Source organism: Rhodococcus sp. C1, assembly GCF_020809065.1.
Classification (GTDB): domain Bacteria; phylum Actinomycetota; class Actinomycetes; order Mycobacteriales; family Mycobacteriaceae; genus Rhodococcus_F; species Rhodococcus_F qingshengii.
Genome location: NZ_CP078080.1, coordinates 3,150,881 through 3,177,161 on the forward strand (window position 1 = coordinate 3,150,881; position 26,281 = coordinate 3,177,161).

At 63.4% G+C, this 26,281-nt stretch carries 23 protein-coding genes; 15 read left to right on the plus strand and 8 right to left on the minus strand.

Translation table 11 applies throughout. The features are described 5' to 3' along the window. Positions 1–6: 6 nt before the first annotated feature. On the minus strand, positions 7–573 hold the full coding sequence (locus KTR60_RS14575) for a TetR/AcrR family transcriptional regulator (RefSeq protein ID WP_003944970.1): 567 nt from the start codon (positions 571–573) through the stop codon (positions 7–9). 180 nt (positions 574–753) lie between these two features. Further along, positions 754–3,555, minus strand: coding sequence for an aconitate hydratase AcnA (gene acnA / locus KTR60_RS14580; RefSeq protein ID WP_007727883.1), 2,802 nt, complete (start codon positions 3,553–3,555; stop codon positions 754–756). Between the two features lie 456 nt (positions 3,556–4,011). On the opposite strand from acnA, the gene KTR60_RS14585 reads away from it, so the two are divergent. The 8 genes from KTR60_RS14585 to KTR60_RS14620 all read left to right on the plus strand — a co-directional run bounded on the left by KTR60_RS14585 (position 4,012) and on the right by KTR60_RS14620 (position 12,723). Beyond that, positions 4,012–4,602, plus strand: a complete 591-nt coding sequence (locus KTR60_RS14585; RefSeq protein ID WP_021332993.1) for a DUF6676 family protein — start codon at positions 4,012–4,014, stop codon at positions 4,600–4,602. Positions 4,603–5,053: 451 nt separating this feature from the next. After that, a complete protein-coding gene (locus KTR60_RS14590; protein ID WP_003944866.1) occupies positions 5,054–6,601 on the plus strand; it encodes an NlpC/P60 family protein in 1,548 nt (515 codons plus the stop codon). A 150-nt stretch (positions 6,602–6,751) separates the two neighbouring features. Beyond that, positions 6,752–7,948 (plus strand): AAA family ATPase, encoded by a 1,197-nt coding sequence (locus KTR60_RS14595; RefSeq protein ID WP_003944917.1) that lies wholly within the window; start codon positions 6,752–6,754, stop codon positions 7,946–7,948. Continuing rightward, the gene (locus KTR60_RS14600) at positions 7,945–8,937 is read left to right on the plus strand and encodes a DUF58 domain-containing protein (RefSeq protein ID WP_003944991.1); all 993 of its coding nucleotides are present in this window, start codon (positions 7,945–7,947) and stop codon (positions 8,935–8,937) included. Before KTR60_RS14595 ends, KTR60_RS14600 begins: the two co-directional genes overlap by 4 nt. Next, positions 8,934–9,914: a VWA domain-containing protein gene (locus KTR60_RS14605; RefSeq protein WP_003944878.1), complete on the plus strand. Its 981-nt coding sequence runs from the start codon at positions 8,934–8,936 to the stop codon at positions 9,912–9,914. The genes KTR60_RS14600 and KTR60_RS14605 overlap by 4 nt, the downstream gene beginning before the upstream one ends. A 70-nt stretch (positions 9,915–9,984) precedes the next feature. After that, the gene (gene fabG1 / locus KTR60_RS14610) at positions 9,985–10,734 is read left to right on the plus strand and encodes a 3-oxoacyl-ACP reductase FabG1 (RefSeq protein ID WP_007727875.1); all 750 of its coding nucleotides are present in this window, start codon (positions 9,985–9,987) and stop codon (positions 10,732–10,734) included. A gap of 54 nt (positions 10,735–10,788) precedes the next feature. Next, positions 10,789–11,586: an NADH-dependent enoyl-ACP reductase InhA gene (gene inhA / locus KTR60_RS14615; protein ID WP_003944803.1), complete on the plus strand. Its 798-nt coding sequence runs from the start codon at positions 10,789–10,791 to the stop codon at positions 11,584–11,586. A gap of 84 nt (positions 11,587–11,670) precedes the next feature. Beyond that, on the plus strand, positions 11,671–12,723 hold the full coding sequence (locus KTR60_RS14620) for a ferrochelatase (protein ID WP_007727874.1): 1,053 nt from the start codon (positions 11,671–11,673) through the stop codon (positions 12,721–12,723). Between the two features lie 11 nt (positions 12,724–12,734). On the opposite strand, the gene KTR60_RS14625 is transcribed toward KTR60_RS14620, so the two are convergent. Continuing rightward, on the minus strand, positions 12,735–13,343 hold the full coding sequence (locus KTR60_RS14625) for a transcriptional regulator (RefSeq protein WP_007727873.1): 609 nt from the start codon (positions 13,341–13,343) through the stop codon (positions 12,735–12,737). 106 nt (positions 13,344–13,449) lie between these two features. Beyond that, entirely contained in the window at positions 13,450–13,791 is a 342-nt protein-coding gene (locus KTR60_RS14630; protein WP_003944783.1) for a metallopeptidase family protein, read from the minus strand. A gap of 77 nt (positions 13,792–13,868) precedes the next feature. On the opposite strand from KTR60_RS14630, the gene KTR60_RS14635 reads away from it, so the two are divergent. Further along, entirely contained in the window at positions 13,869–14,360 is a 492-nt protein-coding gene (locus tag KTR60_RS14635; RefSeq protein WP_003944993.1) for a hypothetical protein, read from the plus strand. 154 nt (positions 14,361–14,514) lie between these two features. Then, entirely contained in the window at positions 14,515–16,308 is a 1,794-nt protein-coding gene (locus KTR60_RS14640; protein WP_007727872.1) for an enoyl-CoA hydratase-related protein, read from the plus strand. Here the strand turns inward: KTR60_RS14640 and KTR60_RS14645 are convergent. Beyond that, positions 16,298–17,089, minus strand: a complete 792-nt coding sequence (locus tag KTR60_RS14645; protein WP_007727857.1) for a hypothetical protein — start codon at positions 17,087–17,089, stop codon at positions 16,298–16,300. The genes KTR60_RS14640 and KTR60_RS14645 overlap by 11 nt on opposite strands. A gap of 67 nt (positions 17,090–17,156) precedes the next feature. On the opposite strand from KTR60_RS14645, the gene KTR60_RS14650 reads away from it, so the two are divergent. From KTR60_RS14650 to KTR60_RS14660, 3 genes are read left to right on the plus strand one after another with little or no spacing between them, the layout of a single operon-like run. Continuing rightward, positions 17,157–17,984 carry a DUF3097 domain-containing protein gene (locus KTR60_RS14650; RefSeq protein WP_039972865.1) on the plus strand — a complete coding sequence of 276 codons (828 nt, stop codon included), beginning with the start codon at positions 17,157–17,159 and terminating at the stop codon, positions 17,982–17,984. A 42-nt stretch (positions 17,985–18,026) separates the two neighbouring features. Beyond that, positions 18,027–18,458 carry an NfeD family protein gene (locus KTR60_RS14655; RefSeq protein ID WP_003944877.1) on the plus strand — a complete coding sequence of 144 codons (432 nt, stop codon included), beginning with the start codon at positions 18,027–18,029 and terminating at the stop codon, positions 18,456–18,458. Beyond that, entirely contained in the window at positions 18,458–19,741 is a 1,284-nt protein-coding gene (locus KTR60_RS14660; protein WP_007727837.1) for an SPFH domain-containing protein, read from the plus strand. Before KTR60_RS14655 ends, KTR60_RS14660 begins: the two co-directional genes overlap by 1 nt. 43 nt (positions 19,742–19,784) lie before the next feature. On the opposite strand, the gene KTR60_RS14665 is transcribed toward KTR60_RS14660, so the two are convergent. From KTR60_RS14665 to KTR60_RS14675, 3 genes are read right to left on the minus strand one after another with little or no spacing between them, the layout of a single operon-like run. Further along, positions 19,785–20,318 (minus strand): hypothetical protein, encoded by a 534-nt coding sequence (locus tag KTR60_RS14665; protein WP_003944797.1) that lies wholly within the window; start codon positions 20,316–20,318, stop codon positions 19,785–19,787. Positions 20,319–20,373: 55 nt separating this feature from the next. Continuing rightward, positions 20,374–20,970, minus strand: a complete 597-nt coding sequence (locus tag KTR60_RS14670) for a hypothetical protein (protein WP_007727832.1) — start codon at positions 20,968–20,970, stop codon at positions 20,374–20,376. Positions 20,971–21,001: 31 nt separating this feature from the next. Next, positions 21,002–21,709, minus strand: coding sequence for a TVP38/TMEM64 family protein (locus KTR60_RS14675; RefSeq protein WP_007727829.1), 708 nt, complete (start codon positions 21,707–21,709; stop codon positions 21,002–21,004). A 423-nt stretch (positions 21,710–22,132) separates the two neighbouring features. Between KTR60_RS14675 and mutA the strand changes: the two genes are divergently transcribed. Both mutA and scpA read left to right on the plus strand, forming a co-directional pair. Continuing rightward, positions 22,133–24,028 (plus strand): methylmalonyl-CoA mutase small subunit, encoded by a 1,896-nt coding sequence (gene mutA, locus KTR60_RS14680; RefSeq protein WP_007727827.1) that lies wholly within the window; start codon positions 22,133–22,135, stop codon positions 24,026–24,028. Further along, the gene (scpA, locus tag KTR60_RS14685; RefSeq protein ID WP_003944912.1) at positions 24,025–26,277 is read left to right on the plus strand and encodes a methylmalonyl-CoA mutase; all 2,253 of its coding nucleotides are present in this window, start codon (positions 24,025–24,027) and stop codon (positions 26,275–26,277) included. Before mutA ends, scpA begins: the two co-directional genes overlap by 4 nt. Positions 26,278–26,281 lie beyond the last annotated feature (4 nt).

A 26,281-nucleotide genomic window follows, 5' to 3' on the forward strand; every position in this document is an offset into this window, starting at 1 on the left:
AGCCCCTCAATCTCTCCGCCGCACCGATTCCTCGACCAGATCGAGAACCGCTGACAGGTTGTCGACGCCGTGGCCGGAGGCGATTCTCGCGACCAGGCCGTCCATCACCAGATCCAGGTATCCGATCAGAATTTCGGTGGGGACGTCGTCACGGAGTCTGCCTGCCGATTTCTGTCTGGCGAGACGCGCACTGGTCGCTTCCGTCAGTTCTACGGAGCGCTGTGACCACTTCTCGCGGAAATCGGCGTCGTTGCGCAGTCGACGCGCTATCTCCAGTCGCGTTCCCAGCCAATCGAATTGGTCGGGCTGCGCGAGCATGTCCCGCATGACCTGGACGAGGCCCTCTTCGGCGACGACATCTGCCATCCGGCTCGCATCCTCGCTTGCGAGAGCGAGGAACAGGCCGTCCTTGTCCTTGAAGTGATGGAAGATCGCTCCGCGGGACAAACCGGTGACTTCTTCGAGACGGCGAACTGTGGCGCCGTCGTAGCCGTATTCCGCAAAGCAGCGGCGGGCGCCGTCAAGGATCTGACTGCGCCGTGCCGCGAGATGGTCTTCACTGACCTTGGGCACGGGCATCCCTCCTTTGTCGGGTTGCCTGTGAGCACTTTCGGCCGTAGGCGCTGAATGTCGACTCAGTGCACAAAGCGCTCACGACCACCGATGAAACCTGGTTCGCCTTCCGGCGAAAGTGGTCGTGAGCGCTTCGTGACCCGTCAGGGGCCGAAAGTGCTCACAGGCACGTAGTGCCTACTAGCCCCGGATCATGTTGCGAAGCACGTACTGCAGGATGCCACCGTTGCGGTAGTAATCCGCTTCGCCGGGGGTATCGATGCGTACGACTGCGTCGAACACGACCTTCTCGCCGTTCTCGCGCGTCGCCGTGACCTTCATGGTCTTCGGGGTGACGCCCTCGTTGAGCTTCTCGACACCTTCGATGTCGAAGGTCTCGGTGCCGTCGAGCTTGAGCGAACCTGCGGACTCGCCGACCGGGAACTGCAGCGGGACAACGCCCATGCCGATCAGGTTGGAGCGGTGGATGCGCTCGAACGACTCGGTGATGACGGCCTTGACGCCGAGCAGGCTCGTGCCCTTGGCTGCCCAGTCACGCGAGGATCCGGAGCCGTACTCCTTGCCGCCCAGGACGACCAGCGGGATGCCGGCTGCCTGGTAGTTCTGCGACGCGTCGTAGATGAATGCCTGCGGTGCGCCTTCCTGCGTGAAGTCGCGGGTGTAACCACCCGAGACGTCGTCGAGGAGCTGGTTGCGCAGACGGATGTTCGCGAACGTTCCGCGAATCATGACCTCGTGGTTACCGCGACGCGAGCCGAGCGAGTTGTAATCCGCACGCTCGACGCCATGGGAGTCGAGGTACTGCGCAGCGGGGGTGCCGACCTTGATCGGACCTGCCGGGCTGATGTGGTCGGTGGTGACCGAGTCGCCGAGCAGTGCGAGGACGCGAGCGCCCTTGATGTCCTTGACCGGAGCCGGATCCATCGTCATGCCGTCGAAGTAAGGTGGCTTCCGCACGTAGGTGGAGTTCTCGTCCCACTCGAAGGTGTCACCCTTCGGGGTTTCGAGGTTCTGCCAGCGGCTGTCGCCCGCAAAGATGGTTGCGTACGACTTGCGGAACATGTCCTGGTCGATCGAGGACTTGATGGTCTCTTCGATTTCCTGCGTGGACGGCCAGATGTCCTTGAGGTAGACGGGGTTTCCGTCGGTGTCGTTACCGAGCGAATCGGTCTCGAAGTCGAAGTCCATGGTTCCGGCGAGGCCGTAGGCAATCACGAGCGGCGGGGAAGCCAGGTAGTTCATCTTGACGTCGGGGGAGATACGTCCCTCGAAGTTACGGTTACCCGAGAGCACCGCGGTGACCGAGAGGTCGTTGTCGTTGATCGCCTTCGAGACTGCCTCGGGCAGCGGTCCGGTGTTACCGATGCACGTGGTGCAGCCGTAACCACCGAGGTAGTAACCGAGCTTCTCGAGGTACGGCCACAGGCCGGCCTTCTCGTAGTAGTCGGTGACGACCTGCGAACCGGGAGCCATGTTGGTCTTGACCCACGGCTTGGTGGCGAGGCCCTTTTCGACGGCGTTGCGTGCGAGCAGTGCAGCGCCGAGCATGACCGACGGGTTGGACGTGTTGGTGCAGGAGGTGATACCTGCAACGACGACGGCGCCGTGGTCGAGAACGAACTCACCGGCGTCGGACTTGACGACGACCGGCTTGCTCGGACGGCCTTCTGCACCGTTGGCAGCAGAGAGAACGTCGACCGCTCCGTCGTCGGCAAACGACAGAACCGCGGGATCGGAAGCCGGGAAGGACTCTTCGACGGCCTCGTCGAGCTGGGTGTGCTCGGTCGGGTGGTTCTCTTCCACGTAGTTGTGGATGTCCTTGCGGAACGCAGTCTTGGACTCCGACAACAGGATTCGGTCCTGCGGGCGCTTCGGGCCGGCGATCGAGGGAACAACGGTTCCCAGATCCAGCTCGATGTACTCCGAGAAGACGGGTTCCTTGTCGGGGTTGTGCCACAGGCCCTGTTCCTTGGCGTACGCCTCGACGAGAGCGAGCTGCTCGTCGCTGCGGCCGGTGAGGCGCAGGTATTCGATGGTCTCGGCGTCGATCGGGAAGATCGCTGCGGTGGAACCGAATTCGGGGCTCATGTTGCCCAGCGTCGCGCGGTTCGCGAGCGGAACCTCGGCAACACCGTTGCCGTAGAACTCGACGAACTTGCCGACGACGCCGTGCTTACGGAGCATCTCGGTGGCGGTGAGCACGACGTCGGTTGCGGTGACGCCGGGCTTGATCTCACCGGAGAGCTTGAAGCCGACGACGCGGGGGATCAGCATGGAGACGGGCTGGCCGAGCATTGCTGCCTCGGCCTCGATGCCGCCGACGCCCCAGCCGAGCACGCCGAGGCCGTTGACCATCGTGGTGTGCGAGTCGGTGCCGACACAGGTGTCGGGGTATGCCTGTCCGTTACGCGACATGACGGTGGGTGCCAGGTACTCGATGTTGACCTGGTGAACGATGCCCATTCCCGGGGGGACGACCTTGAAGTCGTCGAATGCGCCCTGGCCCCAACGGAGGAACTGGTAACGCTCGCCGTTGCGCTCGTATTCGAGGTCGACGTTGCGCTCGAGTGCGTCGGCCTGGCCGAAGACGTCGAGGATGACCGAGTGGTCGATGACCATGTCGGCGGGGGAGAGCGGGTTGACCTTGTTCGGGTCGCCGCCGAGGGTGGTGACGGCCTCACGCATGGTGGCGAGGTCGACGATGCAAGGAACGCCGGTGAAGTCCTGCATGATCACGCGGGCAGGCGTGAACTGGATTTCGATGCTCGGCTCGGCTGAGGGATCCCAGCTTGCGATTGCGCGGATGTGATCCGCGGTGATGTTGGCGCCGTCTTCGGTGCGGAGAAGGTTCTCGGCGAGAACCTTCAAGGAATAGGGCAATTTCTCGGTGCCGGGGACGGCCGAGAGGCGGAAGATCTCGTAAGAGTTCTCACCGACCTCGAGGGTTCCCTTGGCTCCGAATGAATCGATACTGGTGCTCACGTCTGCTCCACTCGTCTATGAGGGTCGCTACCGACGGGGCTGTGTCGGCAGCTGAAGCGAGGTACTTCGGCCGGGAAGATCCTCCGTAGCTCACGCCAATCGCACAGTTCGCGTGAGAACTGTCCGAACATCGGAGCTGCAGTAGAACCTGTCCTGACCGGTGGTACCTCTTGGTCCAAGTCTAACAGTACGCTTGTCCTGTGAGAATTCAGGGCAAGTTGACCGAAACAATCTTCATGCAGACTGCGGGCCTGCGCAACGCAGGCTTGGCTGGGTGACCGCACCCACAGCTACCGCTCGGGCGGCACGCGCGGCGGTTGTGTGTGACGCCTGGTGGCAGTCGACCTGAAGTAGGGTGCATGCAGGCCCGTCGCGGGTCGGCCGCCGAAAAACGACCTCGGAAGAACTCCCCGCATCTCAGCGGTGGACGGAATCCGAACAGCACCCGGATGAGAGATGTCTGCTCCTACAAATCACGCTTTTGCGCCTGTGCACGTGAAGTCCCCGTTGCACGTCGCTGTTCCGTCGGACGTCGATCTCGACGACGTGCTCGCGGACATTTCGACGGACGGCGTCTCCGCCCCCGCGGATGATGTTGCGGGGCTGACCGCGGTGGTGACCGACGCTCGTGAACGTGGTGTCGACTTGAGCGTCGTAGTAGTCGACGCAAATCCGGGCCGGCCGTCCGATCTTCGAGACCTGGCCACGACGGTCGGCAAAACAGAAGGCGGAACGGTTCTCGTTCTGAGCCCTGACTGGATGGGTAGCTACAGCGATTCGATCAGTCGAGTGCAGCTCGAAACTGCACAGGACCGATCTTTCGGCGAAAGCGCAAGCGTGACCGCGGACCGCTTCTCGCACGAGATCGTGGCGCCAGGTCCGCCGTGGACGCTTTACACGGTCCTTGTCATCGCAGTGGTGGCGGTTATTGCCGGAATTACCTTTGCCGTCAAGTGGCGGCGAGAGCCAGAAAACGCGCAAACCAGACATATCGCCTCAACTTCGGAAACACCAGCACCATCCGACCACCGGGCCGATTCCGTCTGACCTTGGTCCTTTTGCGAGATTTTCAGTAACTCGTCGAAAACAGGTACTCACTGCTGTTTGCGGTGAGTACCTGCCCTTTTTGGTGCCTGCATGCCATTCGACCAGCTCAAATACCGTTTGTGTTATTTGTGGCTAAAGTTTCCAAAGAACGCTTGAGTGTCGTACGGTACAACTGGCACTTTTTGGGGAAGAAGTGTCGCAGACAGGCTGATGTTGTTCGACGCGTACTTGTCGGTTGCCTCGTTCTCGAGGTGTCGACGGTGGCGTTCGTACGGCACGTCCAGGTCGACGAGCAGCTCTCGGGCTGTGGGCGACCGGTGCTTGGTCTGCGCATTCCCTCCCCGCACGGATCGGCGACCCAGCGGGCCGTGGCGTTACACGCGAGGGAGAGTTATTTGTGAGGCAAGTAACACGTGGCGGCGAGTCCCGTCGTGGTCCTTCCCGTAAATCGATGCGCCTGGCGCAACTGGTCATCGGATTCGGCGTCGTCGGATCCCTGATCGTCGGGACGCCGGCCATGTCCTCGGCCGTACCGCCACCGCCGCCGAATCCGAGTGACTCGGATATCGCCGCGGCAGATTCGCAGGTCTCGTCGAGCGTCGGCACCGTCAGCGCGCTCATCAATCAAGTCGCATCGGCAAACGAACAGTTGTCAGCACTCGACAACGAAGTTGCGATCAAGCGTGAAGACGTCAACAAGACTCTCGTGGATCTGCAGAACGCTCGCGGCGCCGCAGACTCCGCAGCGCAGGCCGTCGGAGTCACGAAACAAGCTCTGAAGGACGCGTCGGCGCAGATCGAGGTCGCTCAGACGGACTTCGACAAGTACGCACGCTCGAGCTACGTCAAGGGCACCAATACTGCGTCGATCTCGTCGTTCCTCGACGCCAAGGGTCCTGGCGACGTTCTCGACCGCGCCCAGGTCCTCAAGCTTCTCGCCAATACGCAGAGTGCAGTGCTCGACGGTCTCCAGCGAGCACGTACCGAGCAGGCGAACAAGGATTCCGCGACCCGCCAGGCCAAGCAGCAGGCCGATGCCGCCGCCGAGGTCGCCGCGCAGCTGAAGGATCTGGCGGAGCAGGCGATTCAGATCGCGCGCAACGCTCTCGATCAGCAGGTAGCCAAGAAGGCCGCGATCGAAGCCGAGCGCAACTCTGCCCAGGCTCAGCTCGACGCCGCCCGCAACGCCGTCGCCGGCTTGCAGGGTCAACGCCAGGCATACGCGACCTGGGACGAACAGCGCCGCGCCGAGGAAGCTCATCAGAAGGCTCTCGAAGCCGCTGCCAAGGAAGCGGCCGCTCAGGCCGCCGCCCGTGCCGCTGCCGACCAGGCAGCCAAGGATCGAGCTGCCGCATTGGCAGCAGCCCAGCGTCCGCACACCGCGGTCGAAGACCCGACTCCGACCGTCATCCCGGACGACGACGACACCTGGACTGACGAAGAAACAGGGACCGACGAGGAAACAGGCACGGACGAAGAGACCGGCACCGACGAGGAAACGGTCACGACGCCCAAGCCCACCACCCCGAAGCCGACGACGCCGAAACCCACCACTCCGAAGCCTTCCGTCACCGGAAGCGCTGCAATCGAATCCGTCATCGACCGCGGAATGTCTCAGCTAGGCGTGCAGTATGCATGGGGCGGCGGCGACGAGAACGGTCCGACGCGAGGCATCCGTGACGGCGGCGTCGCTGACAGTTACGGCGACTTCAACAAGGTCGGGTTCGACTGCTCCGGCTTGATGATTTATGCCTTTGCCGGCATCGGGATCTCGCTGCCGCACTACACCGGCTATCAGTACACCGCAGGCACTCAGGTTCCGTCTTCGGAGATGAAGCGCGGCGACATGATCTTCTACGGCCCCAACGCCAGCCAACACGTGGCGCTCTACCTCGGTAACGGTCAGATGCTCGAGGCACCACAATCCGGTTCGAGTGTCATGGTCTCACCGGTTCGGTGGGGCGGAATGACGCCGTACGCCGTCCGACTGGTGTCCTGACCGTCAGAGGAAATGCCGCTGACACCCGCATTGTCAGGGAAGTATCAAGTTCCCGACGTGGTGTTACGGCATCGAGCGCAACTACCTGGAATAGTTGACGGGGAACACGTTACTGTCGGTACTTTTCTAGGTGAAAGCGATGGATTCTTGGTGACCTCACGTGAAGATTCGGTCGGAACGGTCGACGTAAGCAAGGCGAGTGGAAGTGCGGACGGAGCAGCACCTTCCCTGGCAGCCGACGTTCAGACCTTGGAACGAGCGATTTACGAGGTCAAGCGAGTCATCGTCGGGCAGGACCGGCTTGTCGAGCGCATTCTCGTCGGACTTCTCGCCAAGGGGCACGTCCTCCTCGAAGGCGTACCCGGTGTCGCCAAGACGCTGGCTGTCGAGACTTTCGCGAAGGTCGTCGGCGGTTCGTTCTCCCGCGTCCAGTTCACCCCGGACTTGGTGCCCACCGACCTGATCGGCACGCGCATCTACCGTCAGGGCCGCGAGGAGTTCGACACCGAACTCGGCCCCGTCGTCGCCAACTTCGTGTTGGCCGACGAGATCAACCGTGCCCCGGCCAAGGTGCAGTCCGCGCTCCTCGAGGTGATGGCAGAACGCCACGTCTCGATCGGTGGCAAGCGGTACCACATGCCCGATCCGTTCCTGGTGATGGCGACGCAGAACCCCATCGAGAACGAGGGCGTCTACCCGCTCCCCGAAGCGCAGCGCGACCGCTTCCTGTTCAAGATCCTCGTCGATTACCCGACAGTGGAGGAAGAACGCGAAATCGTCTACCGGATGGGCGTCGCGGCCCCGGAGCCGCACCAGATCCTCGGTCCGGAGGAGTTGGTCAGGCTCCAACGTGTCGCCAGCAACGTCTTCGTTCACCACGCGCTCGTCGATTACGTTGTCCGGGTCATCGCCGCTACGCGTACGCCGCGTGAGGTCGGACTCGAGGACGTCGCGGGCTGGATCGCGTACGGTGCCTCACCCCGTGCGACGCTCGGCATCATCGCCGCGTCGCGAGCTCTCGCTCTCGTCCGCGGGCGCGACTACGTAGTGCCGCAGGACGTCATCGAGGTGATCCCGGACGTGCTGCGCCACCGCCTCGTTCTTTCCTACGACGCCATGGCCGACGAGGTGACTCCCGACGCCGTCATCGCCCGGGTGCTGCAGACCGTCGGACTGCCGCAGATCGCCGCGCGGCCGGTTCCTACCGTTCCCGGACCGCCCCAGCAGGGCGCACCGCAAGCACCGCAGTTCAACGCACCGGGCACAGCTAATCCGCAGGGCACAGCTAATCCGCAGGGCAACGGCGCGCCGATCGCGACCGCTGAGACGATGAGTCGCCCGCAGTGACCGAAGGCCGCGACGGTGGCCAGGCGACACCCGCCGGATCCACCGGTTCTCCGCCGTCGTTCCGATCCGGCGAGCTCAGCGACCCCAAACTCACCGCTGCGCTGCGCACCCTCGAGCTGACGGTTCGCCGCCGCCTCGACGGTGTGCTGCACGGCGATCATCTCGGCCTGATTCCCGGTCCGGGTTCGGAGCCGGGAGATGCCCGCGAGTATCAGCCGGGCGACGACGTGCGGCAGATGGACTGGTCCGTCACCGCACGGACGACGCACCCACACGTGCGTCAGTCGGTCGCAGATCGTGAGCTCGAGACGTGGCTCGTCATCGACTTGTCCGCAAGTCTCGACTTCGGGACCGCCGGATGCGAGAAGCGCGACCTGGTCGTCGCCGCAGCCGCGGCGATCACTCACCTGACCAGTTCGGGCGGTAACCGCGTCGGCGCCATCATCTCGACCGGCGCACAGACAACTCGAATTCCGGCCCGCGGTGGGCGAATTCACGCACAGGCGATGCTCCGCAAGATCGCGACGACTCCGCACGCGCCGGACGGGGTACGCGGTGATCTGGTCGGCGCGATCGAAGCGCTCAGACGCCCACAGCGTCGGCGCGGACTGGCGGTGGTCATCAGTGACTTCCTCGGACCGATCGACTGGGAACGCTCGCTGCGCGCCATTTCAGGACGGCACGACGTGCTCGGTGTCGAAGTGGTCGATCCGCGAGACCTCGAACTGCCCGACGTGGGCGACGTGGTGCTCCACGATCCCGAGTCCGGCCGGACCAGAGAATTCACCACGACGCCGCAATTGCGCGCCGACTTCGCCAGAGTCGCCGCCGAGCACCGCGTCGAGGTCAGGCAAGCTCTACGTCGTTGCGGCGCACCGCTCATGTCCCTGCACACCGATCGGGACTGGATCGCCGACGTCGTGAGATTCATCTCGGCACGCCGACACAGTTATGGTGCCGGCGCCGGAACTGGGGGCGTTCGTTCGTGAGTCTTTCTCAATTCACCGCACCGTGGTGGCTGCTGTTCCTCGCTGTCATCGCCGCGTTGGTGGTCGGTTACGTACTCGTGCAGAAGCAGCGAGCCAAGCACACACTTCGGTTCACGAACTTCGCACTGTTGGAGAAGGTCGCGCCTTCGCGGCCCGGGCGGTGGCGTCATATTCCGGCGATTCTGATGGTCATCGCATTGGTGTTCTTCACCGTCGCCCTTGCCGGTCCGACGGCAGACAAGAAGGTCCCGCGAAACCGCGCCACGGTGATCCTCGTGATCGACGTGTCGCTGTCGATGCAGGCCACCGACGTCGAGCCGACGCGATTGGCAGCAGCGCAGGAAGCTGCGAAGTCGTTCGCCGACGGTCTGACTCCCGGCATCAACCTCGGGTTGGTCGCATTTGCCGGAACGGCTTCGGTTCTGGTGTCGCCCACCACGAATCGTGACGCGACGAAGGTCGCCATCGACAACCTCAAGCTCAGTGAGCGAACGGCGACGGGCGAAGCGATCTTCACCTCGTTGCAGTCGATCGACACGCTGTCGGCTGTTCTCGGCGGCAGCGATCAGGCGCCACCGGCGCGCATCGTGTTGCTGTCCGACGGTAAGCAGACCGTTCCCGAAAACTCGGACGATCCGCGGGGCGGATTCACCGCTGCCCGTCAGGCCAAGGACAAGGGCGTTCCGATCTCGACCATTTCCTTCGGAACGACATACGGGCGAGTCGAGATCGAAGGAGACCGAATCCCCGTCCCGGTCGACGACGCGTCATTGAAGGAGATCGCCAACCTTTCCGGCGGAAGTTTCTTCACGGCATCGAGCCTCGAAGAACTGCGCCAGGTGTACGACACGCTCGAAGAGCAGATCGGTTTCGAGACGACACGAGGCGATGCGAGTCGACCGTGGTTGGTTCTCGGCGTCGTGTTCGCGACCGCTGGTCTGACGATTGCCCTGGTACGCAGGCAGCGTCTGCCCTGATCGAGAGCAGTTCCGAATTGTCCAAATACCGCTGGTACGCGGCCCGCAGAGAATTGATAGGTTGATCGCCATGTCTACCCCTCCCACGACAGTGGTTTCCGAACGGACCGTCACCACACCGCGCTCGGTGCTCGTCACCGGCGGTAACCGCGGAATCGGCTTGGCCGTCGCTCAGCGGCTCGCCGCAGACGGCCACAAGGTAGCCGTCACGCACCGCGGTTCCGGTGTCCCCGAAGGGTTGTTCGGCGTCGTGTGCGACGTCACCGACACCGAGTCGATCGACCGTGCATTCAAAGAGGTCGAAGCGCACCAGGGGCCGGTCGAGGTCATCGTCGCCAATGCCGGCGTCACCGACGACACACTGATCATGCGAATGAGCGAAGAGCAGTTCACGAGCGTCGTCGACGCGAACCTCACCGGTACGTTCCGCCTCTCGAAGCGTGCGACCCGGTCGATGCTGCGCGCGCGTTTCGGACGGTTCATCTTCCTCGGCTCTGTGGTGGGTCTGGCAGGTCAAGCCGGCCAGGTCAACTACGCCGCGTCCAAAGCAGGCATCGTCGGTATCGCTCGTTCCCTGACAAGGGAACTCGGCTCACGTTCGATCACCGCCAACGTCGTCGCTCCCGGGTTCATCGAGACCGACATGACGGCAGCACTGGGCGACGACGTCAAGGACAAGGCCACCGAGTTCATCCCGTTGCAGCGGACCGGAAAGCCGGAAGATGTTGCAGCAGTTGTCAGTTTCCTCGCCTCCGACGATTCGGCCTACGTCTCGGGTGCGGTCATCCCCGTCGACGGCGGACTCGGCATGGGGCACTGACCCGCTTTTCGCACACACACCTTTCTCGTACGTCTGAAATCAGGAGGACATCTCATGGGCGGCTTGCTCGAGGGTAAGACCATTCTTGTCACCGGCATCATCACCGATTCGTCGATCGCGTTCCACGTGGCCAAGGTCGCGCAGGAGCAGGGCGCGAAGGTACTGATCACCGGATTCGATCGTCTGCGCCTCATCGATCGCATCGCCCAGCGACTGCCGCAGCCCGTGCCGCCGGCAATCTCGCTCAACGTCCAGAGCTCGGAGGATCTCGCATCTCTCGCCGAGCGTGTGCGCGAGCTGGCTCCCGAGGGTATCGACGGCGTCGTCCACTCGATCGGCTTCGCTCCCCGCTCCTGCCTGGGAAGCCCGTTCATGGACGCGCCGTGGGAAGACGTGGCGGTCGCACTCGAGGTGTCCGCCTACTCGTACAGCGCACTGGCCAAGGCCTTGCTGCCGGTGCTCAACGACAACGCGTCCATCGTCGGTATGGACTTCGATCCGGCGCGCGCGATGCCGTTCTACAACTGGATGGGTGTCTCCAAGGCGACCCTCGAGGCCGTCAATCGGTACGTGGCCAAAGAGGTCGGCGTCCGCGGCATCCGCTCGAACCTGGTGTCCTCCGGCCCGATCAAGACCTTGGCCGCCAAGGCCATTGCCGGTGACAGCACCGGTCCGGGCGCGGAGTTGGACAAGCTGAACACCGCATGGGACGGTGCTGCGCCCATCGGCTGGGACGTCGACGATCGCGAGCCGGTCGCCAAAACGGTCTGCACCGTTCTCTCGGATTGGTTGCCCGGCACGACCGCGTCGATCATCTACGTCGACGGCGGCTTCCACGCGATGGTCGGCTAGTAGCACCCCTTCTACTACGCAGGTGAGTACCCGGGTGACTCCCGCCGAACGGCATCGCGCAAGATTGAACTCATGACCGTAAGTATGGACATGCAGTTCGATGCTCTTCTCGTTTTGTCGTTCGGCGGTCCCGAAAAACCCGAAGACGTACGGCCGTTCCTCGAAAACGTCACGCGCGGTAGGGGAGTGCCACCGGAGCGGCTCGACGCTGTCGTCGAGCACTACATGCATTTCGGTGGAGTTTCGCCCATCAACGCGCTCAACCGAGACCTGATCGAACGGGTCGAAGGTGAGCTGGCAGCAGCCGGCGTGGATTTGCCCGTGTACTTCGGCAACCGCAACTGGCACCCGATGGTCGAAGACACCGTTGCCAAGATGCGCGAGGACGGTGTCCGCAACGCCGCCGTGTTCGCCACGTCGGCGTGGGGTGGTTACTCCGGATGTCGGCAGTACCACGAGGACATCGCCCGTGCCCGTGAGGCGGTCGGTGACGGCGCACCGACGCTGACAAAACTTCGCCAGTACTACGACCATCCGCTGGTCGTCGGCGCGTTCGCCGACGGTGTGCGCGCGGCCCGCGCAGAGTTGCCCGAAGCGACTCGCGATACTGCGCGCCTGGTGTTCACCGCGCATTCGGTACCGAGTGCCGCAGACCGCAATGCAGGGCCGCCGGCAGAGGGCGGAAACCTCTACAGTCGACAGGTCGCCGAGGCCGCGAAGTTGGTTGCCGAGGCCGTCGGCGTCGAGGATTTCGATCTGGTGTGGCAGTCGCGATCAGGCCCGCCGCAGGTTCCGTGGCTGGACCCCGACATCTGTGATCACCTGGATACGTTGTCCGCCAAGGATGTTCGCGCCGTGATCGTGTGCCCCGTCGGTTTCGTCTCCGATCACCTCGAAGTGGTGTGGGACCTGGACACCGAGGCCAAGGACAAGGCAGCCGAACTCGGGATGGATTTCGTTCGGGCAGCAACGCCCGGCCGCGATCAGCGTTTCGCGCAGCTGGTGCCCACGCTCGTTCGGGAACTGGCCGAGGCCGAGCAGCCACTGCGACTGGGGGTCGAGCCGCTGCTCGGCTCGACCACCAACGGTCTCTCGTGTGCAGTCAATTGCTGCGCGGCCGTTCAGCGTCCCCGCTGACCGTCCGACGCTCAGGTGTTCGGATGCTTGAGCTTTCCGCAGGGCCCGGGAACGGTGGACGTGCTGCGCGAGGTGAGAAGCGTCTCGACGATCTGTCGATCCTCGGGGCTCAGTGACGGGTCGATGTAGTTGAGTTCGGGCGCGCCCAGTTCGCGGACTCGCCCGGCGAGGGTCGCGACAAACGAGACGCGTTCTTCGTCGTCGTCGTTGACGTCGTGGATCTGCAGCACCGACACCGGAAACTTGCGCAGCGTCACAGGCAGGAAGCGGGCGCCGAGCACATGGTCGACGTTGAATCCCGCCCACTGCCCCTGGTTGGCCTCCACGCATTCGGCATCGGAGTGAATTGCGCTCTCGCCGATGTACTTACGTGCGGGCAGCATCTTCTTGGGGGCAAGTTCGGATGCGCCCTGCTGAAGGACGGGAAAGTCGCCGTCCGAGTACAACCAGGGCTGGTTGGCCATCTTGATCAACCGACCGGCGTCCAGATCCGGGAGATATCGAGACTTGAGGAGAAACGCGACGCTGTCGACCGAGATGCCCAGCAGTTCTGCGGCCTTCTGTCGGCTCATCGCGAACGTCGGGGCATTCTTCGGGGCGATCTGGATCAAATTGACCATGCGAACTCCTGTAAGTGTTCAATTGTTGCGGGCTTGGTACAGCTGACATGACAATTCGCCGATTATCAACCTCTAGCTGATTTCCGACTTGTAGATGAGTCGGTTGTCACCATCCGAGTTCACGCAACCGGGGATCTCCGATCCCGAAGTGGTGGCCGATTTCGTGGATCACTGTTCGGCGAACTTGCTCGATCACCTCGTCTTCGGTGCTGCAGATCGCACAGATGGCCCTGCGGTAGATCGTGATGCGATCGGGAAGGACGCCGGCGTACGTGGTGGTTCTCTTGGTCAGTGGGATGCCCTGATACAGCCCGAGTAGCCCCGGTCGTCCACCTTCGAGTTGAACGGTCACTGCGACATTGGCCATCTCCGCACCCAATTTCGGTGGCAGGCTGTCGAGCGCCCGCTTGACCATGTCCTCGAACTGGCTGTCGTCCACGTCGATCATCTGCCCATTGTGCGTGCGGGGGCGGGATCCGGGTGTGTCCATGTGGAAACAGTGCAGCTTACGGCTATGTTCATTGCGTGGCCGAAGACCTCTATCACCGTTACGAATTCACATTCATCGTTCAGATGCTGACAGTCTCGCAAGAGCAGGCGATCGAAGAGAGCTTGGGCGGAAGGGTCGAGGACCGACGCGGGCTGCAGCTGCTGACGCTCACCTCGGAAGGTATGCGAGCGGCGACAACGGCTATCACCGTGGTGGACCAGTTGGTGGCTGCAGGCGTGCGTCCCCAGCGGACACATCCCGATCTGGTGTCACGTCAGGACATTGCCGACCGTGCGGGGGTGACGCGGCAAGCTGTCGGGCAGTGGGTGCGAGGGGTCCGGCAGGCGGCTACGCCTTTCCCGATTCCGTACAACTCGGTTGCCGGGGGGATCTGGTTCTGGGGCGACGTCCTGGATTGGTTGCGCCGTCAGGGGTACAGCCAGGACACCGGTTTGCGCTACCCGACGCTGGATGAACATATTCGCATCGACCGCCATATCGCGATCAATCACAAGACTGTGGGTTGATCGATCAAACGGTTTGCTTGAAAATAGCTATTGAAACAAACCGACGGTAGGTATAAAGTCCCTAAATACCTCAATCAATCTATCGGTGCGTCGGTCCTGCTCTGGGGGGAGTCTGGTCTGCGCTGCAGATACCCGAGCATGCGAGCAGGAATTCATGGTTTCGACCCCCGAAGTACGACCGATGCCCAAATCGGCCGCGCTCACGACTTCTGTGGCTATTTCCAGCGATGTAGCAACGGCTAAGCTACGTGAAGGTGTATCGGGCAGGGGCCGTCTGCGAGCGGCGACGGCGGCGCTGTTCCGGCGCTCACGCCCACGTACGACCTTCGCGCCACCGTTGAGCGTGCTTCTTCTCGTCACCTCCGACAACGGTCTCTCGCAGCGGGCCGGTCTTGTTCTTCGCGAGGCGGGACACCAAGTCCGTACAGCCGTCGTCGCCGACGCGGACGCAGTGCTGGCCGCGACTTCTTCGGGAGATTTTGACCTCGTCATCTGCCCGTTCTTGAAAGCCTATGTCCCGGAATCTGTTTGGCAGCGGTGGACAACGATCATCATCCATCCCGGCCCGCCCGGAGATCGCGGGCCGTCGTCGCTGGACTGGGCGATAACGGATGGCGAACCGATCTGGGGTGTCACGGCATTGCAGGCCGCTGAGGAACTCGATGCCGGGCCGGTGTGGGCGTGGCGGACGTTCGAACTCCGGAACGGGGCAACCAAATCCTCGGTATACAACGAGGAAGTCACCGACGCGGCGATGGAGTGCATTGGAGAGGTCGTCGAACATTTCCGTACTCCTGACTTCCAGCCGATTCCATCGGATCGAGTTGCGCGGCCCGTGGCTTCGACCCGATCGCGGCCGAGCATGAAACAGGCCGATCGCGTTTTCAGTTGGGAGGAAGACGCGTCGAGCATCGTCCGCGCCGTCAACGCCGCCGACGGGTTTCCCGGCGTCGCCGTTCAGTTGGGGCTCGACCGGGTCTACGTCTACGACGCTCACCTCGATACCCACGTCGATGCAGCGCCCGGCACCATCGTCGAGTACTTCCACCAGGCAATACGTGTTGCCACCGGTGCGGGCTCCGTTTGGATCGGACATGCGCGGCTCGTCGGCGCCGGCAATGTCAAACTTCCGTCGACCGCGGTCGTACGTCCGGACGTGTTCGTTCCACAGGTCTGGGAGAGTCGTTACCCCGAGACCGACTATCACCGCGACGGCGAAATCGGATATATCTCGTTCCGCTTCTACAACGGTGCGATGAGTACGAAGCAATGCGCGCGACTGGCCTCCAGGCTCCGCTGGGCGATCGCGCAGGACACCAAGATCCTTGTCCTGACGGGTGACTACGACAGATTCAGCAACGGTATCCACCTCAACGTCATCGAGGCCGCGTCGGATCAAGCCGGAGAAGCGTGGGCCAACATCAAAGCCATCAACGAGATCGCGAAAGCGATCGTCACCTGTACGGAACAGGTTGTGGTGGCGGCATTCACAGGCAACGCCGGTGCCGGCGGGGTCATGCTCCCGCTTGGAGCCGACGTAGTCGTGGCCAGGGACGGTGTGGTTCTCAATCCTCATTACGCCACGATGGGCCTGTTCGGCTCGGAACTGCACACGTACACACTTCCGGCTCGGGTCGGCGAGCAGCAGGCCCGCAGTCTGCTGGCCGAGTGCAGTGCGATAGGCATCCGTCGAGCCTTGGACATCGGACTTGTCGACGCGATCGGCCCCAGGCGGCCGGATCTGTTCGAGGCGTGGTTGCGCGAGGTCGCCACCGACTTGCTCGAAGGAGATCGGCTGGAATCGATGCTGGAGCGCAAACGTCTTCGACTGGAACGTGATCCGGTGGAGCCCTACGAGGAGCGTGAGCTCGAAGAGATGAAGATCGACATGTTCGGTGACCGCAACGGGTTTGCCGAGAAACGCCGGAACTTCGTGCTCAAGCTCTGATCGACACGCTGTTCGCCGACGCGACACGGGCAGTGCGAACAACGTCCCACAGTCGTCGCAGCAGGTCGTCACGCCTCTGCGCAGTGGACACGCTCGGGGCCTGGTTGGTCGATACCGACGCAGCCACGGTGAGAATGGCTGCCACGTTGTCGGCTGTGTCGATCACCTGTAGATGGCGAGGTGACAGTGTCGACGGCCAGCGGTGTCCGGCCTGTGCCTGCAGGGCTTCGGCGACCAGCGTACGAGCGTCGTTTCCAGGCATTCCGGTGGCTACGGCCGGAAGCCCGCCGAGCACCTCGGCTGCGTCCCGAACAGCTTGGCGCAGTTCGTATTCGGCTTCGCGGAGTCCGATCGATTCGGCGCTGCCCGCCACAGTGGGAATGGAGAAGACCGTCCATCGCAGGACGTCCGGGCCTTCCTTCGACGGCACGAGTCCGACTCCGGGCTTGCCGACGGCGCCGATCTGTATCCCTTCACCCGTTGCGATCGCAGCGCGCGCGAACTCGGTCCCGGTGGGCAGACCACGTACATCACCGGCCGTGGGAAGGACCAGGCGGACCTCGGCAGCCTCCGAGCGCGCGATTCTGAGCAGGGTGGGCACACCGGAAGCCGTGACTCCCGGCCACTCGAGATCGTGGCGGACCGCGGTTTCCGCATCGGCGGCGCCGATCAGGTGCATCGGTGCCCACGCGGCAAGGGCGTCGATGACGTCGTCCGGCGCAGCGTCGCCGGCGAGCCATGACGCTGCCCACACGGTGAGGGTTGCGCTGGGAGAACTCATGACCGTGAAGTTTAGTTCGGCGTGGCGACATGCGCGGCCCCGGCGTTGTGACCTAGCGTGATCCGGCGTGAGCGGTGGCAACGGATACGGTGACATTTTTGCGGGTCATACCCGCAAACAGAAGCGCGTGACGCCTGAAGTGGCGGCCGAACGTGATCTTGTCGTCGAGGATGCGGCGACAGGATTCTGCGGTGCGGTAGTCGGTTTCGAGCGCACGTACGACGGCGATTTCGTGCGACTCGAGGACGGGCGCTCCCGGACGCGGTTGTTCGCGATGCGCGAGGCGGCCTTCCTCATCGACGGCTCTCCGGTCACCCTCGTACGCCCGGCCCCCAAGCCCGCGTCCACCAAACCCGCACGGTCGGCTTCGGGTTCGACGCGAGTCGAAGGCTTACGTGCACGCACGGCACTGCCCAGCCGGATCTGGGTGGAGGGAGTACACGATGCTGCCCTCGTCGAGCGGGTGTGGGGCCATGACCTTCGCGTCGAAGGTGTTGTCGTCGAACATCTCGAAGGGCTCGACAATCTGGGGGAGCGGCTTGCCGAATTCGGGCCGGGCCCCGGCCGCCGTGTCGGTGTCCTCGTCGACCACCTGGTCACCGGTTCCAAGGAAACCCAACTGACTCAGGGCCTCGGACCGAACGTGTTGGTGACCGGACATCCGTACATCGACGTGTGGGAGGCCGTTCGTCCCAAATCTGTCGGAATCGCCTCCTGGCCGAAGATTCCATGCGGCGAGGATTGGAAGACGGGAATCTGCCGCGAACTGGGCTGGGGGACACCTCAGGAGGGCTGGCGGCGGGTCTACAACTCGGTCGAGAGCTTCCGCGATCTGGAAGCTCCCTTGATCGGTGCCGTCGAACAACTTGTCGATTTCGTTACCGAGCCGAACTGACGTAGCGGCGGCCTGGGTCACACATTCTGGTTAGATGGTGTTGTGGCTGCACTTATTTGGCTGATCGGAGCACTGGTGCTCGCCGGGGCCGAAGCGCTGGTGGGGGATTTCTTCCTGCTGATGCTCGCCGGTGGGGCGCTCGCTACTGCCGGTGTCAGTGCTGTCACCGACTTCCCGGTGTGGGTCGACGCCGTCATGTTCGGAGTGTTCTCCGCCGCCCTCGTCCTGGGCGTGCGACCGATCATGTTGCGTCGCTTCGGTAGTCCGCCGCCGACCCCGACCGGAATACAGGCACTCGAAGGTAAGCACGCTCTGGTTCTGGAAGAAGTGGGCGAGCATTCCGGGCAGGTCAAGTTGGACGGCGAGGTGTGGACTGCCAGGCCGTACGACACCACCGAGGTGTACCCGCCGGGCACCAAGGTGACGGTGATGGAAATCAACGGCGCAACAGCAGTCGTCTGGAGGGGACCTTAATGGCAGCACTCATAGTGCTCGGTGTGTTGGTGCTATTCGTGATCTTGGTGGTCGCGAAGTCGGTAGCACTGGTACCGCAGGCAGAAGCCGCGGTGATCGAGCGGCTCGGTAGGTATTCGAAGACGGTGTCCGGGCAGCTCACGTTCTTGATCCCGTTCGCCGATCGTGTGCGCGCCAAGGTGGATCTTCGTGAGCGGGTGGTCTCCTTCCCACCGCAACCGGTGATCACCCAGGACAACCTGACACTGTCAATCGACACGGTGGTGTACTTCCAGGTCACCAATCCGCAAGCTGCGGTGTACGAGATCAGCAACTACATCGCTGCCGTCGAGCAGTTGACAACCACGACGCTGCGAAACGTCGTCGGCGGAATGACCCTCGAAGAGACGCTTACCTCGCGTGATTCCATCAACGGTCAGCTTCGTGGTGTCCTCGACGAGGCGACCGGTCGCTGGGGCCTGCGAGTGGCCCGCGTCGAGCTCAAGAGCATCGATCCGCCGCCCTCGATCCAGGAGTCGATGGAAAAGCAGATGAAGGCGGACCGCGAGAAGCGCGCGATGATTCTGACGGCTGAAGGTCACCGCGAATCCGCTATCAAGACCGCCGAGGGTGCCAAGCAGAGCCAGATTCTTTCTGCCGAGGGAAACAAGCAGGCCTCGATCCTGAACGCCGAGGGTGAGCGTCAGTCCCAGATCCTTCGTGCTCAAGGTGACCGCGCGGCCAAGTACTTGCAGGCTCAAGGCGAGGCCAAGGCCATCGAGAAGGTTTTTGCTGCCATCAAGTCCGGTAAGCCGACTCCGGAATTGCTTGCATACCAGTATCTTCAGACGTTGCCGCAGATGGCGCAAGGCGATGCGAACAAGGTGTGGCTCGTACCCAGCGACTTCGGTGACGCGCTGAAGGGATTTGCCAAAACGCTTGGCGCGCAAGGGCAGGATGGCGTTTTCCGGTACGAGCCGCCGGCCGCCGAAGAGAATCTTCCCAATCCTGAGGACGATTCAGCCGAGGTGGCGGAGTGGTTCGAGACCAAATCCGATCCGGCTATCGCAGAAGCAGTCCGTGCTGCTGAAGTTGCTGCACGTACTCCCGTCGAAGATCCGGCAGCTGCGGTCAGGCACCTCCGTGAAAGTGCGCCCGAGCAGCCCGGATTCGTAGATCCCGCGCTGCCGCCGCAGAGTGAAAATCCTTGGCCCGGTCAGCTACCGCTGCCGTCCGAACGCGAAGAATTCCAGCAGAAGTACCCCTACCAGGATCAGCCGCCGGAGGGCGGCCAGCGCCGGTAGGCGCCTCTCGTAGCGAACGTTGATCGGGTCGGGCACTCATCACCTACGTGATGAGTGCCCGTCCCGTTCCGCATACGGCGATCGCCCAGAGGACACTGACGAAGGTTCCCATGATGAACTGCTCGGACGCGTGCGGTTCACGAAGTTCCGGGTACCGTGCGAGCCCCTTGACTGCCAAGACGATCGCGATCCCCTCCGGCCAGGTTGCAAGAATCGACGCCGCCACCGCGAGCCGTTCGAGGATGCCGATCACACGTCCGCCGCGAAGAGGTCCGGCGTCCGGTGCCGGGCTCCCGTCCGGTTGGCGACGAGCGATCTTGAAGGTGGCAAGTACCAACGGTGCACCGGCCGTGGCGGCGGCAAGTACGCACAGGACAAGCGTCGCCCCGAGAGCGAAACCGGTGACCGGGGTCGTTCGGGTCGATGCCAGTGCGGCAACACCCAGCGCCGGAAGAGCCACCACGGACGACGCCCATTCGGGGACTTCGAGTCGACCACGACTGAGCGGTCCCAGTGCCGCTGCAACTGCTGGTGCCGCGGCGGCGACGGCGAGCGCGATCAACGCCAGAACGACCATGTATTCGAGCCCCCTGCTGTGTCGACGAGTTTGTACCGGTGCGAGCGTGAGCAGTCTAGGGCTGGAGTCTGACCAAAAGTCGTTCTGCGAGTCTGCGCCCGGCGAGTTCTGCGTGCCACCCGGCTGTCAGGAGTCGCTTGGACATGGCCTGTTTGGTGATTCCGAGGTGGGCCGCTGCGCTGACCTGAGTGAGTCCGCTGTCCATCAGGGCGATGGCTTCGCGTCCGTCCTTCGTCTGTCTCGTGACGATCGTTCCGAGCAAGGTGAACGTGGCATCGACATCTGCGGCGAGTTCGTCGCGTGAGCTATCCGCCGGCGCCTGTTCGACGGCAATTCTGGCCGGAGCTCGCTTGGCTCGCTCGACGGCGATCCGAGCAGCTTCGAATGCCGGTCCGCGTCCGGCCCGGGTCTGCCGTGGGAGAGGCTGCTCGACGGGACCGATCCCGATCCCGACACTCCAGTGCTCGCGCCGAATCAGCTCGAGTGCGACGAGGACGAGTAGCGCCGGATCGTCGGTCACCGCTTGAATCTCGTCGCCCGCTGTGCGCTCGAACGGCCGCAGGAGCCTGCAATCGGCCATGTCGTCGATGATGTCCCCGACGCGGTCGACATCGCGTCGGCTACCTCGCTGATCCACTGTCAGTACGAACATTAGTCAATGCTAGATAGTTGACTTTCAATAGTCAATCGTTTTGGGTTGACTCAATCAAATCAACCTCTTGAGGTTGACCGTTGTCAACGATGGTTTCGCCCGGTGAAGGCTGACGGCGAGCGTCGAACACCAGACCGGCGATGCCGATCGCAATGCAGATCCCGGACAGAATCAGGAGACGAGGATCGGCTTCGCCGGAGAGCGCATCGCCCAGAACGACAATCCCAACAGTGCCGGGCAAGATGCCGACGACGGTGGCAAGGATGTAGGGCACGATCCGGATCGACGAAATGCCGCAGCAGTAGTTCACCACCGAGAAGGGGACAAACGCGATCAAGCGCAGAGAGCCGACGGCCAGCCACCCCCGCTTTTCGATCCGCTCGTCCACCCGCCGGATCGTCGGACTCGAAATCCGTTGCCACACGACGTCGCGGCCGATGGCGCGGACCAGGTAGAGGGCCAGAACGGCGCTCACAGTCGTTGCCGCCACGGTAAGAGCGATGCCGGTCACCGAGCCGAAAAGAACCCCCGCGCTGAGCGTGAAGACGGTGCGCGGGAACGGCGCGACGGTGACTATCGAATGAACCAGGAAGAACACGAGGGGAAACGCCGGGCCAACCGAGTCCGCCCACTCTCGCACCTGGGACACCGTGGGATGTGGGGCGAGGAGGGCTGCGAGGAACAAAGCGAGCACTACCAGGACTATTGCGATCAATCTTCGGTCCAGCAGGCGTCCCATCACAGGTCACAAGGCTACCTGCGAACGGTGAACCGGGCCGACTGCCGACCCGCAATCGTGAGTCGAACATCGCCACGGGGGCGGGAAAGCGACGTGCTCCAGGCGACAATGAAACGGCGCTGTGACGAAAACCACTAGGCTTTCGGAGTGGCCTTCACCTGCAGTCCCGGCCAGTGAAACGAACTCGCGGGTAACCCGCAAACATGCTGAACAATCGCTAGGTAAGGGCCGGTTACACGTGCACGAACGACCGAATCCGCACGTCGCCCGGCCGGTCGGAAAGTGGCCACGAACAGCCCTGTGAAGAACATGACGTGATCCTCACGATATCTGGGCTCAACCGCGGGTTAGCATCACAGAACTAACGAACAAATCCGATTATCGGTAAAGCGCTCACGCAAAAAATGAGAGGGAGCGGACACAGTGTCATTAGCTTCAGAAGCCGAGGCTGTCGAGCAGGCGTACGCGGAGTGGCAGCGCTCCGTAGCCGGTGTGCTCGCCAAGTCCCGCAGAGTCGATGCGGCAGAACTGGGCCCCGAGCCACAGAAACTGCTCGAAACCGTCACCTACGACGGTGTCACTGTCGCACCGCTCTACAGCCCACGCGACGAGCGTCCCGAGCAGAGCTTGCCGGGCACGTTTCCGTACGTGCGTGGCGTCGACGCTCACCGTGATGTCAATGCCGGTTGGTTGGTTTCCGCTGCTTTCGGAACCGCTTCGGCGGCCGAGACCAATCGCGCCATCCTGGACGCCCTCGAAAACGGAGTCAGCGCACTCTGGTTGAAGGTGGGCGCCGACGGCGTTCCGGTCACCGACCTCGCCGCTGCGCTCGAGGGCGTGCTTCTCGACCTCGCACCGCTCACGCTCGATGCAGGCGCAGCGACAAACGATGCAGCCCGAGCACTCTTCTCTCTCCTCGATGCACGCAGCGAAGCCGGCGACGGTGTCAGCGATCGCAGCAGTATCCGAGTTCACCTCGGTGCAGCACCGCTGACCAGTTCGTTCTCCGGCGCAGCCGACGTCGAATTTGCAGGCGCAGTCGAGTTGGCCGCCCTCGCCGCCGCTCGTGCGGAAACCGTGCACGCGATCACCGTGGACGGCACGGCCTTTCACAACGCGGGTGCCGGCGACGCCGAAGAACTCGGAGCCGCAATCGCCGCCGGCCTCGAGTACCTCCGTGCACTCACCGCCCAGAGCGGCCTGACCATCGGTGCTGCGTTGTCGCAGTTGGCTTTCCGCTACGCGGCAACCGACGATCAGTTCCAGACCATCGCGAAGTTCCGCGCCGCACGTCTCGTGTGGGCACGCATCGCCCAGGTCTGCGGAGCTTCCGATTTTGGTGGAGCGCCGCAGCACGCAGTCACCTCCGCCGCGATGATGGCTCAGCGTGATCCCTGGGTGAACATGCTGCGCACGACCCTCGCTGCATTCGGCGCCGGCGTCGGCGGAGCAGATGCAGTGACTGTTCTTCCGTTCGACGTCGCCCTGGCCGACGGCACCCTCGGTGTCAGCAAGTCCTTCTCCTCGCGCATCGCGCGCAACACACAGCTGCTCCTGCTCGAGGAGTCGCACCTGGGCCGTGTCCTCGATCCGTCGGCCGGGTCTTGGTACGTCGAGGACCTGACACAGCAGATCGCCGCCACCGCGTGGGAGTTCTTCCAGGAAATCGAAGCAGCCGGCGGATATCTGGCGGCACTCGAAGCGGGAATCGTCTCCGGTCGCATCGCCGCTACCAAGGCCAAGCGCGACTCCGACATCGCACACCGCAAGACCACGGTCACCGGTGTCAACGAGTTCCCGAACCTCGGCGAAACGCCGCTGTCCGCCGAAGCCGTCGAGCCCGGCCAGTCCGTCGCCCGCTACGCAGCTGCATTCGAAGCGCTTCGTGACCGTTCGGACGCGTTCCTCGCCGCCGGCGGCGCCCGTCCCACTGCGCTTCTCGCGCCGCTGGGCTCGGTTGCAGAACACAACGTGCGCACCACGTTTGCGTCCAACCTGCTCGCTTCGGGTGGTATCGACGCAGTCAACCCCGGCCCGCTCGAGGTGGGCGCCGAGGCCATCTCCGCTGCAGTCAAGGCTTCCGGTGCCACCGTCGCCGTGCTGTGCGGCACGGACAAGCGCTACGGCGAGAGCGCCGCAGCGGCCGTCGCCGAACTTCGCGCCGCCGGCATCACCAAGGTGCTGCTCGCAGGACCGGAGAAGGCAGTCGCCGACGCGACCGGCGATTCTCGCCCGGACGGATTCCTCACCGCCCGCATCGACGCAGTATCGGCTCTGACCGAACTGCTCGACTTCATCGAGACGGGAAGCTTCAAGTGACGACACGAGAGGTCAAGCACGTGATCGGCAGTTTCGCCGAGGTCCCACTCGAGGACCCGCAGTCTCCGGCACCCACACCGCCGTCGGTCGAGCAGGCCCAGGCGCTCATCGAAGAGGGCGCCAACGCCAACAACTACGCCGCCGAGCAGGTTGTCTGGTCCACCCCCGAAGGCATCGACGTCAAGCCGGTGTACACCGGTGCGGACCGCACGGCCGCCGCCGAGTCGGGTTACCCGCTCGACAGCTTCCCGGGCGCAGCGCCGTTCCTGCGTGGTCCGTACCCGACCATGTACGTGAACCAGCCGTGGACCATTCGCCAGTACGCCGGATTCTCCACTGCCGCGGAGTCGAATGCGTTCTACCGTCGTAACCTCGCGGCCGGTCAGAAGGGTCTCTCGGTCGCCTTCGACCTCGCCACACACCGCGGCTACGACTCCGATCATCCTCGCGTTGCCGGTGACGTCGGAATGGCCGGTGTCGCAATCGATTCCATCCTCGACATGCGTCAGCTCTTCGACGGAATCGACCTCTCGCAGGTCTCGGTCTCGATGACGATGAACGGCGCCGTGCTGCCGATTCTCGCGCTGTACGTCGCTGCGGCAGGCGAGCAAGGTGTCACTCCGGACAAGCTGGCCGGAACGATCCAGAACGACATCCTCAAAGAGTTCATGGTTCGTAACACCTACATCTATCCGCCGAAGCCCTCGATGCGGATCATCTCCGACATCTTCGCGTATTCCAGCGCGGAAATGCCGAAGTACAACTCCATCTCCATCTCGGGCTACCACATCCAGGAAGCCGGAGCGACGGCCGATCTGGAACTGGCGTACACCCTCGCCGACGGCGTCGAGTACATCCGCGCCGGCCTCGACGCCGGTATGGACATCGACAAGTTCGCACCTCGCCTGTCCTTCTTCTGGGCCATCGGCATGAACTTCTTCATGGAGGTCGCCAAGCTCCGCGCCGGACGCCTCCTGTGGGCCGAGCTTGTCGCCAAGTTCGACCCCAAGAGCGCGAAGTCGCTCTCGCTGCGTACCCACTCGCAGACCTCCGGCTGGTCCCTGACCGCGCAGGACGTCTTCAACAACGTTCCGCGTACCTGCGTCGAAGCCATGGCTGCCACCCAGGGCCACACTCAGTCCTTGCACACCAACGCACTCGACGAAGCGATCGCATTGCCGACGGACTTCTCCGCCCGCATCGCCCGTAACACCCAGTTGCTGCTGCAGCAGGAATCCGGCACCGTGCGTCCCATCGACCCGTGGGGTGGCTCGTACTACGTCGAGTGGCTCACCAACGAACTCGCCAACCGGGCTCGTAAGCACATCGAAGAGGTCGAGGAAGCCGGCGGAATGGCTCAGGCCATCAACGAAGGCATCCCGAAGCTGCGCATCGAGGAAGCTGCCGCCCGCACCCAGGCACGCATCGACTCCGGTCGGCAGCCGCTCGTCGGCGTCAACAAGTACGTTCCCGACGAGGTCGACACCATCGAAGTTCTCAAGGTCGAGAACTCCAAGGTCCGCAAGGAACAGCTCGAGAAGTTGGTTCGCCTTCGCGCGGAACGTGATCCGGAAGCCGTCGAGGCCGCACTGGCGAACCTCACTCGCGCTGCCGCATCCACCGAAGGCGGCATGGAGAACAACCTCCTCGCCCTCGCTGTCGTCGCCGCCCGCGCGATGGCTACCGTCGGCGAAATTTCCGACGCCCTCGAAAAGGTGTACGGACGCCACCAGGCCGAGATCCGCACCATCAGTGGTGTGTACCGCGACGAGGCAGGAACGGTGAGCAACATCAGCAAGGCGATGGAACTGGTCGAGAAGTTCGCCGAGGACGAGGGACGTCGTCCCCGCATCCTCGTCGCGAAGATGGGCCAGGACGGTCACGACCGTGGCCAGAAGGTCATCTCCACCGCCTTCGCGGACATCGGATTCGACGTCGACGTCGGACCGCTGTTCCAGACCCCCGAAGAGGTCGCCAATCAGGCGGCCGACAACGACGTCCACGTAGTCGGTGTGTCGTCGTTGGCCGCCGGTCACCTGACCTTGGTGCCGGCGCTGCGGGAGGCTCTGGCTGCGGCCGGTCGTCCCGACATCATGATCGTCGTCGGCGGCGTCATTCCGCCCGGTGACTTCGACGAACTCTACGAGGCCGGCGCTGCTGCCATCTTCCCGCCCGGCACCGTCATCGCCGACGCTGCCAGCGGATTGTTGGAGAAGCTCTCCGCCCAACTGGGTCACGACAACAGCTGAGAAG

Bases quoted from the DNA above. Each gene is read 5' to 3' on its own strand.
- KTR60_RS14660 (WP_007727837.1), top strand. From the start codon at position 18,458: ATGGCAGCACTCATAGTGCTCGGTGTGTTGGTGCTATTCGTGATCTTG.
- KTR60_RS14620 (WP_007727874.1), top strand. From the start codon at position 11,671: ATGGACATGCAGTTCGATGCTCTTCTCGTTTTGTCGTTCGGCGGTCCC.
- KTR60_RS14630 (WP_003944783.1), bottom strand. From the start codon at position 13,791: ATGATCGACGTGGACGACAGCCAGTTCGAGGACATGGTCAAGCGGGCG.
- KTR60_RS14585 (WP_021332993.1), top strand. From the start codon at position 4,012: ATGTCTGCTCCTACAAATCACGCTTTTGCGCCTGTGCACGTGAAGTCC.
- KTR60_RS14625 (WP_007727873.1), bottom strand. From the start codon at position 13,343: ATGGTCAATTTGATCCAGATCGCCCCGAAGAATGCCCCGACGTTCGCG.
- KTR60_RS14590 (WP_003944866.1), top strand. From the start codon at position 5,054: ATGCGCCTGGCGCAACTGGTCATCGGATTCGGCGTCGTCGGATCCCTG.
- KTR60_RS14675 (WP_007727829.1), bottom strand. From the start codon at position 21,709: ATGGGACGCCTGCTGGACCGAAGATTGATCGCAATAGTCCTGGTAGTG.
- KTR60_RS14640 (WP_007727872.1), top strand. From the start codon at position 14,515: ATGGTTTCGACCCCCGAAGTACGACCGATGCCCAAATCGGCCGCGCTC.
- KTR60_RS14670 (WP_007727832.1), bottom strand. From the start codon at position 20,970: ATGTTCGTACTGACAGTGGATCAGCGAGGTAGCCGACGCGATGTCGAC.
- KTR60_RS14665 (WP_003944797.1), bottom strand. From the start codon at position 20,318: ATGGTCGTTCTGGCGTTGATCGCGCTCGCCGTCGCCGCCGCGGCACCA.
- inhA (WP_003944803.1), top strand. From the start codon at position 10,789: ATGGGCGGCTTGCTCGAGGGTAAGACCATTCTTGTCACCGGCATCATC.
- fabG1 (WP_007727875.1), top strand. From the start codon at position 9,985: ATGTCTACCCCTCCCACGACAGTGGTTTCCGAACGGACCGTCACCACA.
- KTR60_RS14645 (WP_007727857.1), bottom strand. From the start codon at position 17,089: ATGAGTTCTCCCAGCGCAACCCTCACCGTGTGGGCAGCGTCATGGCTC.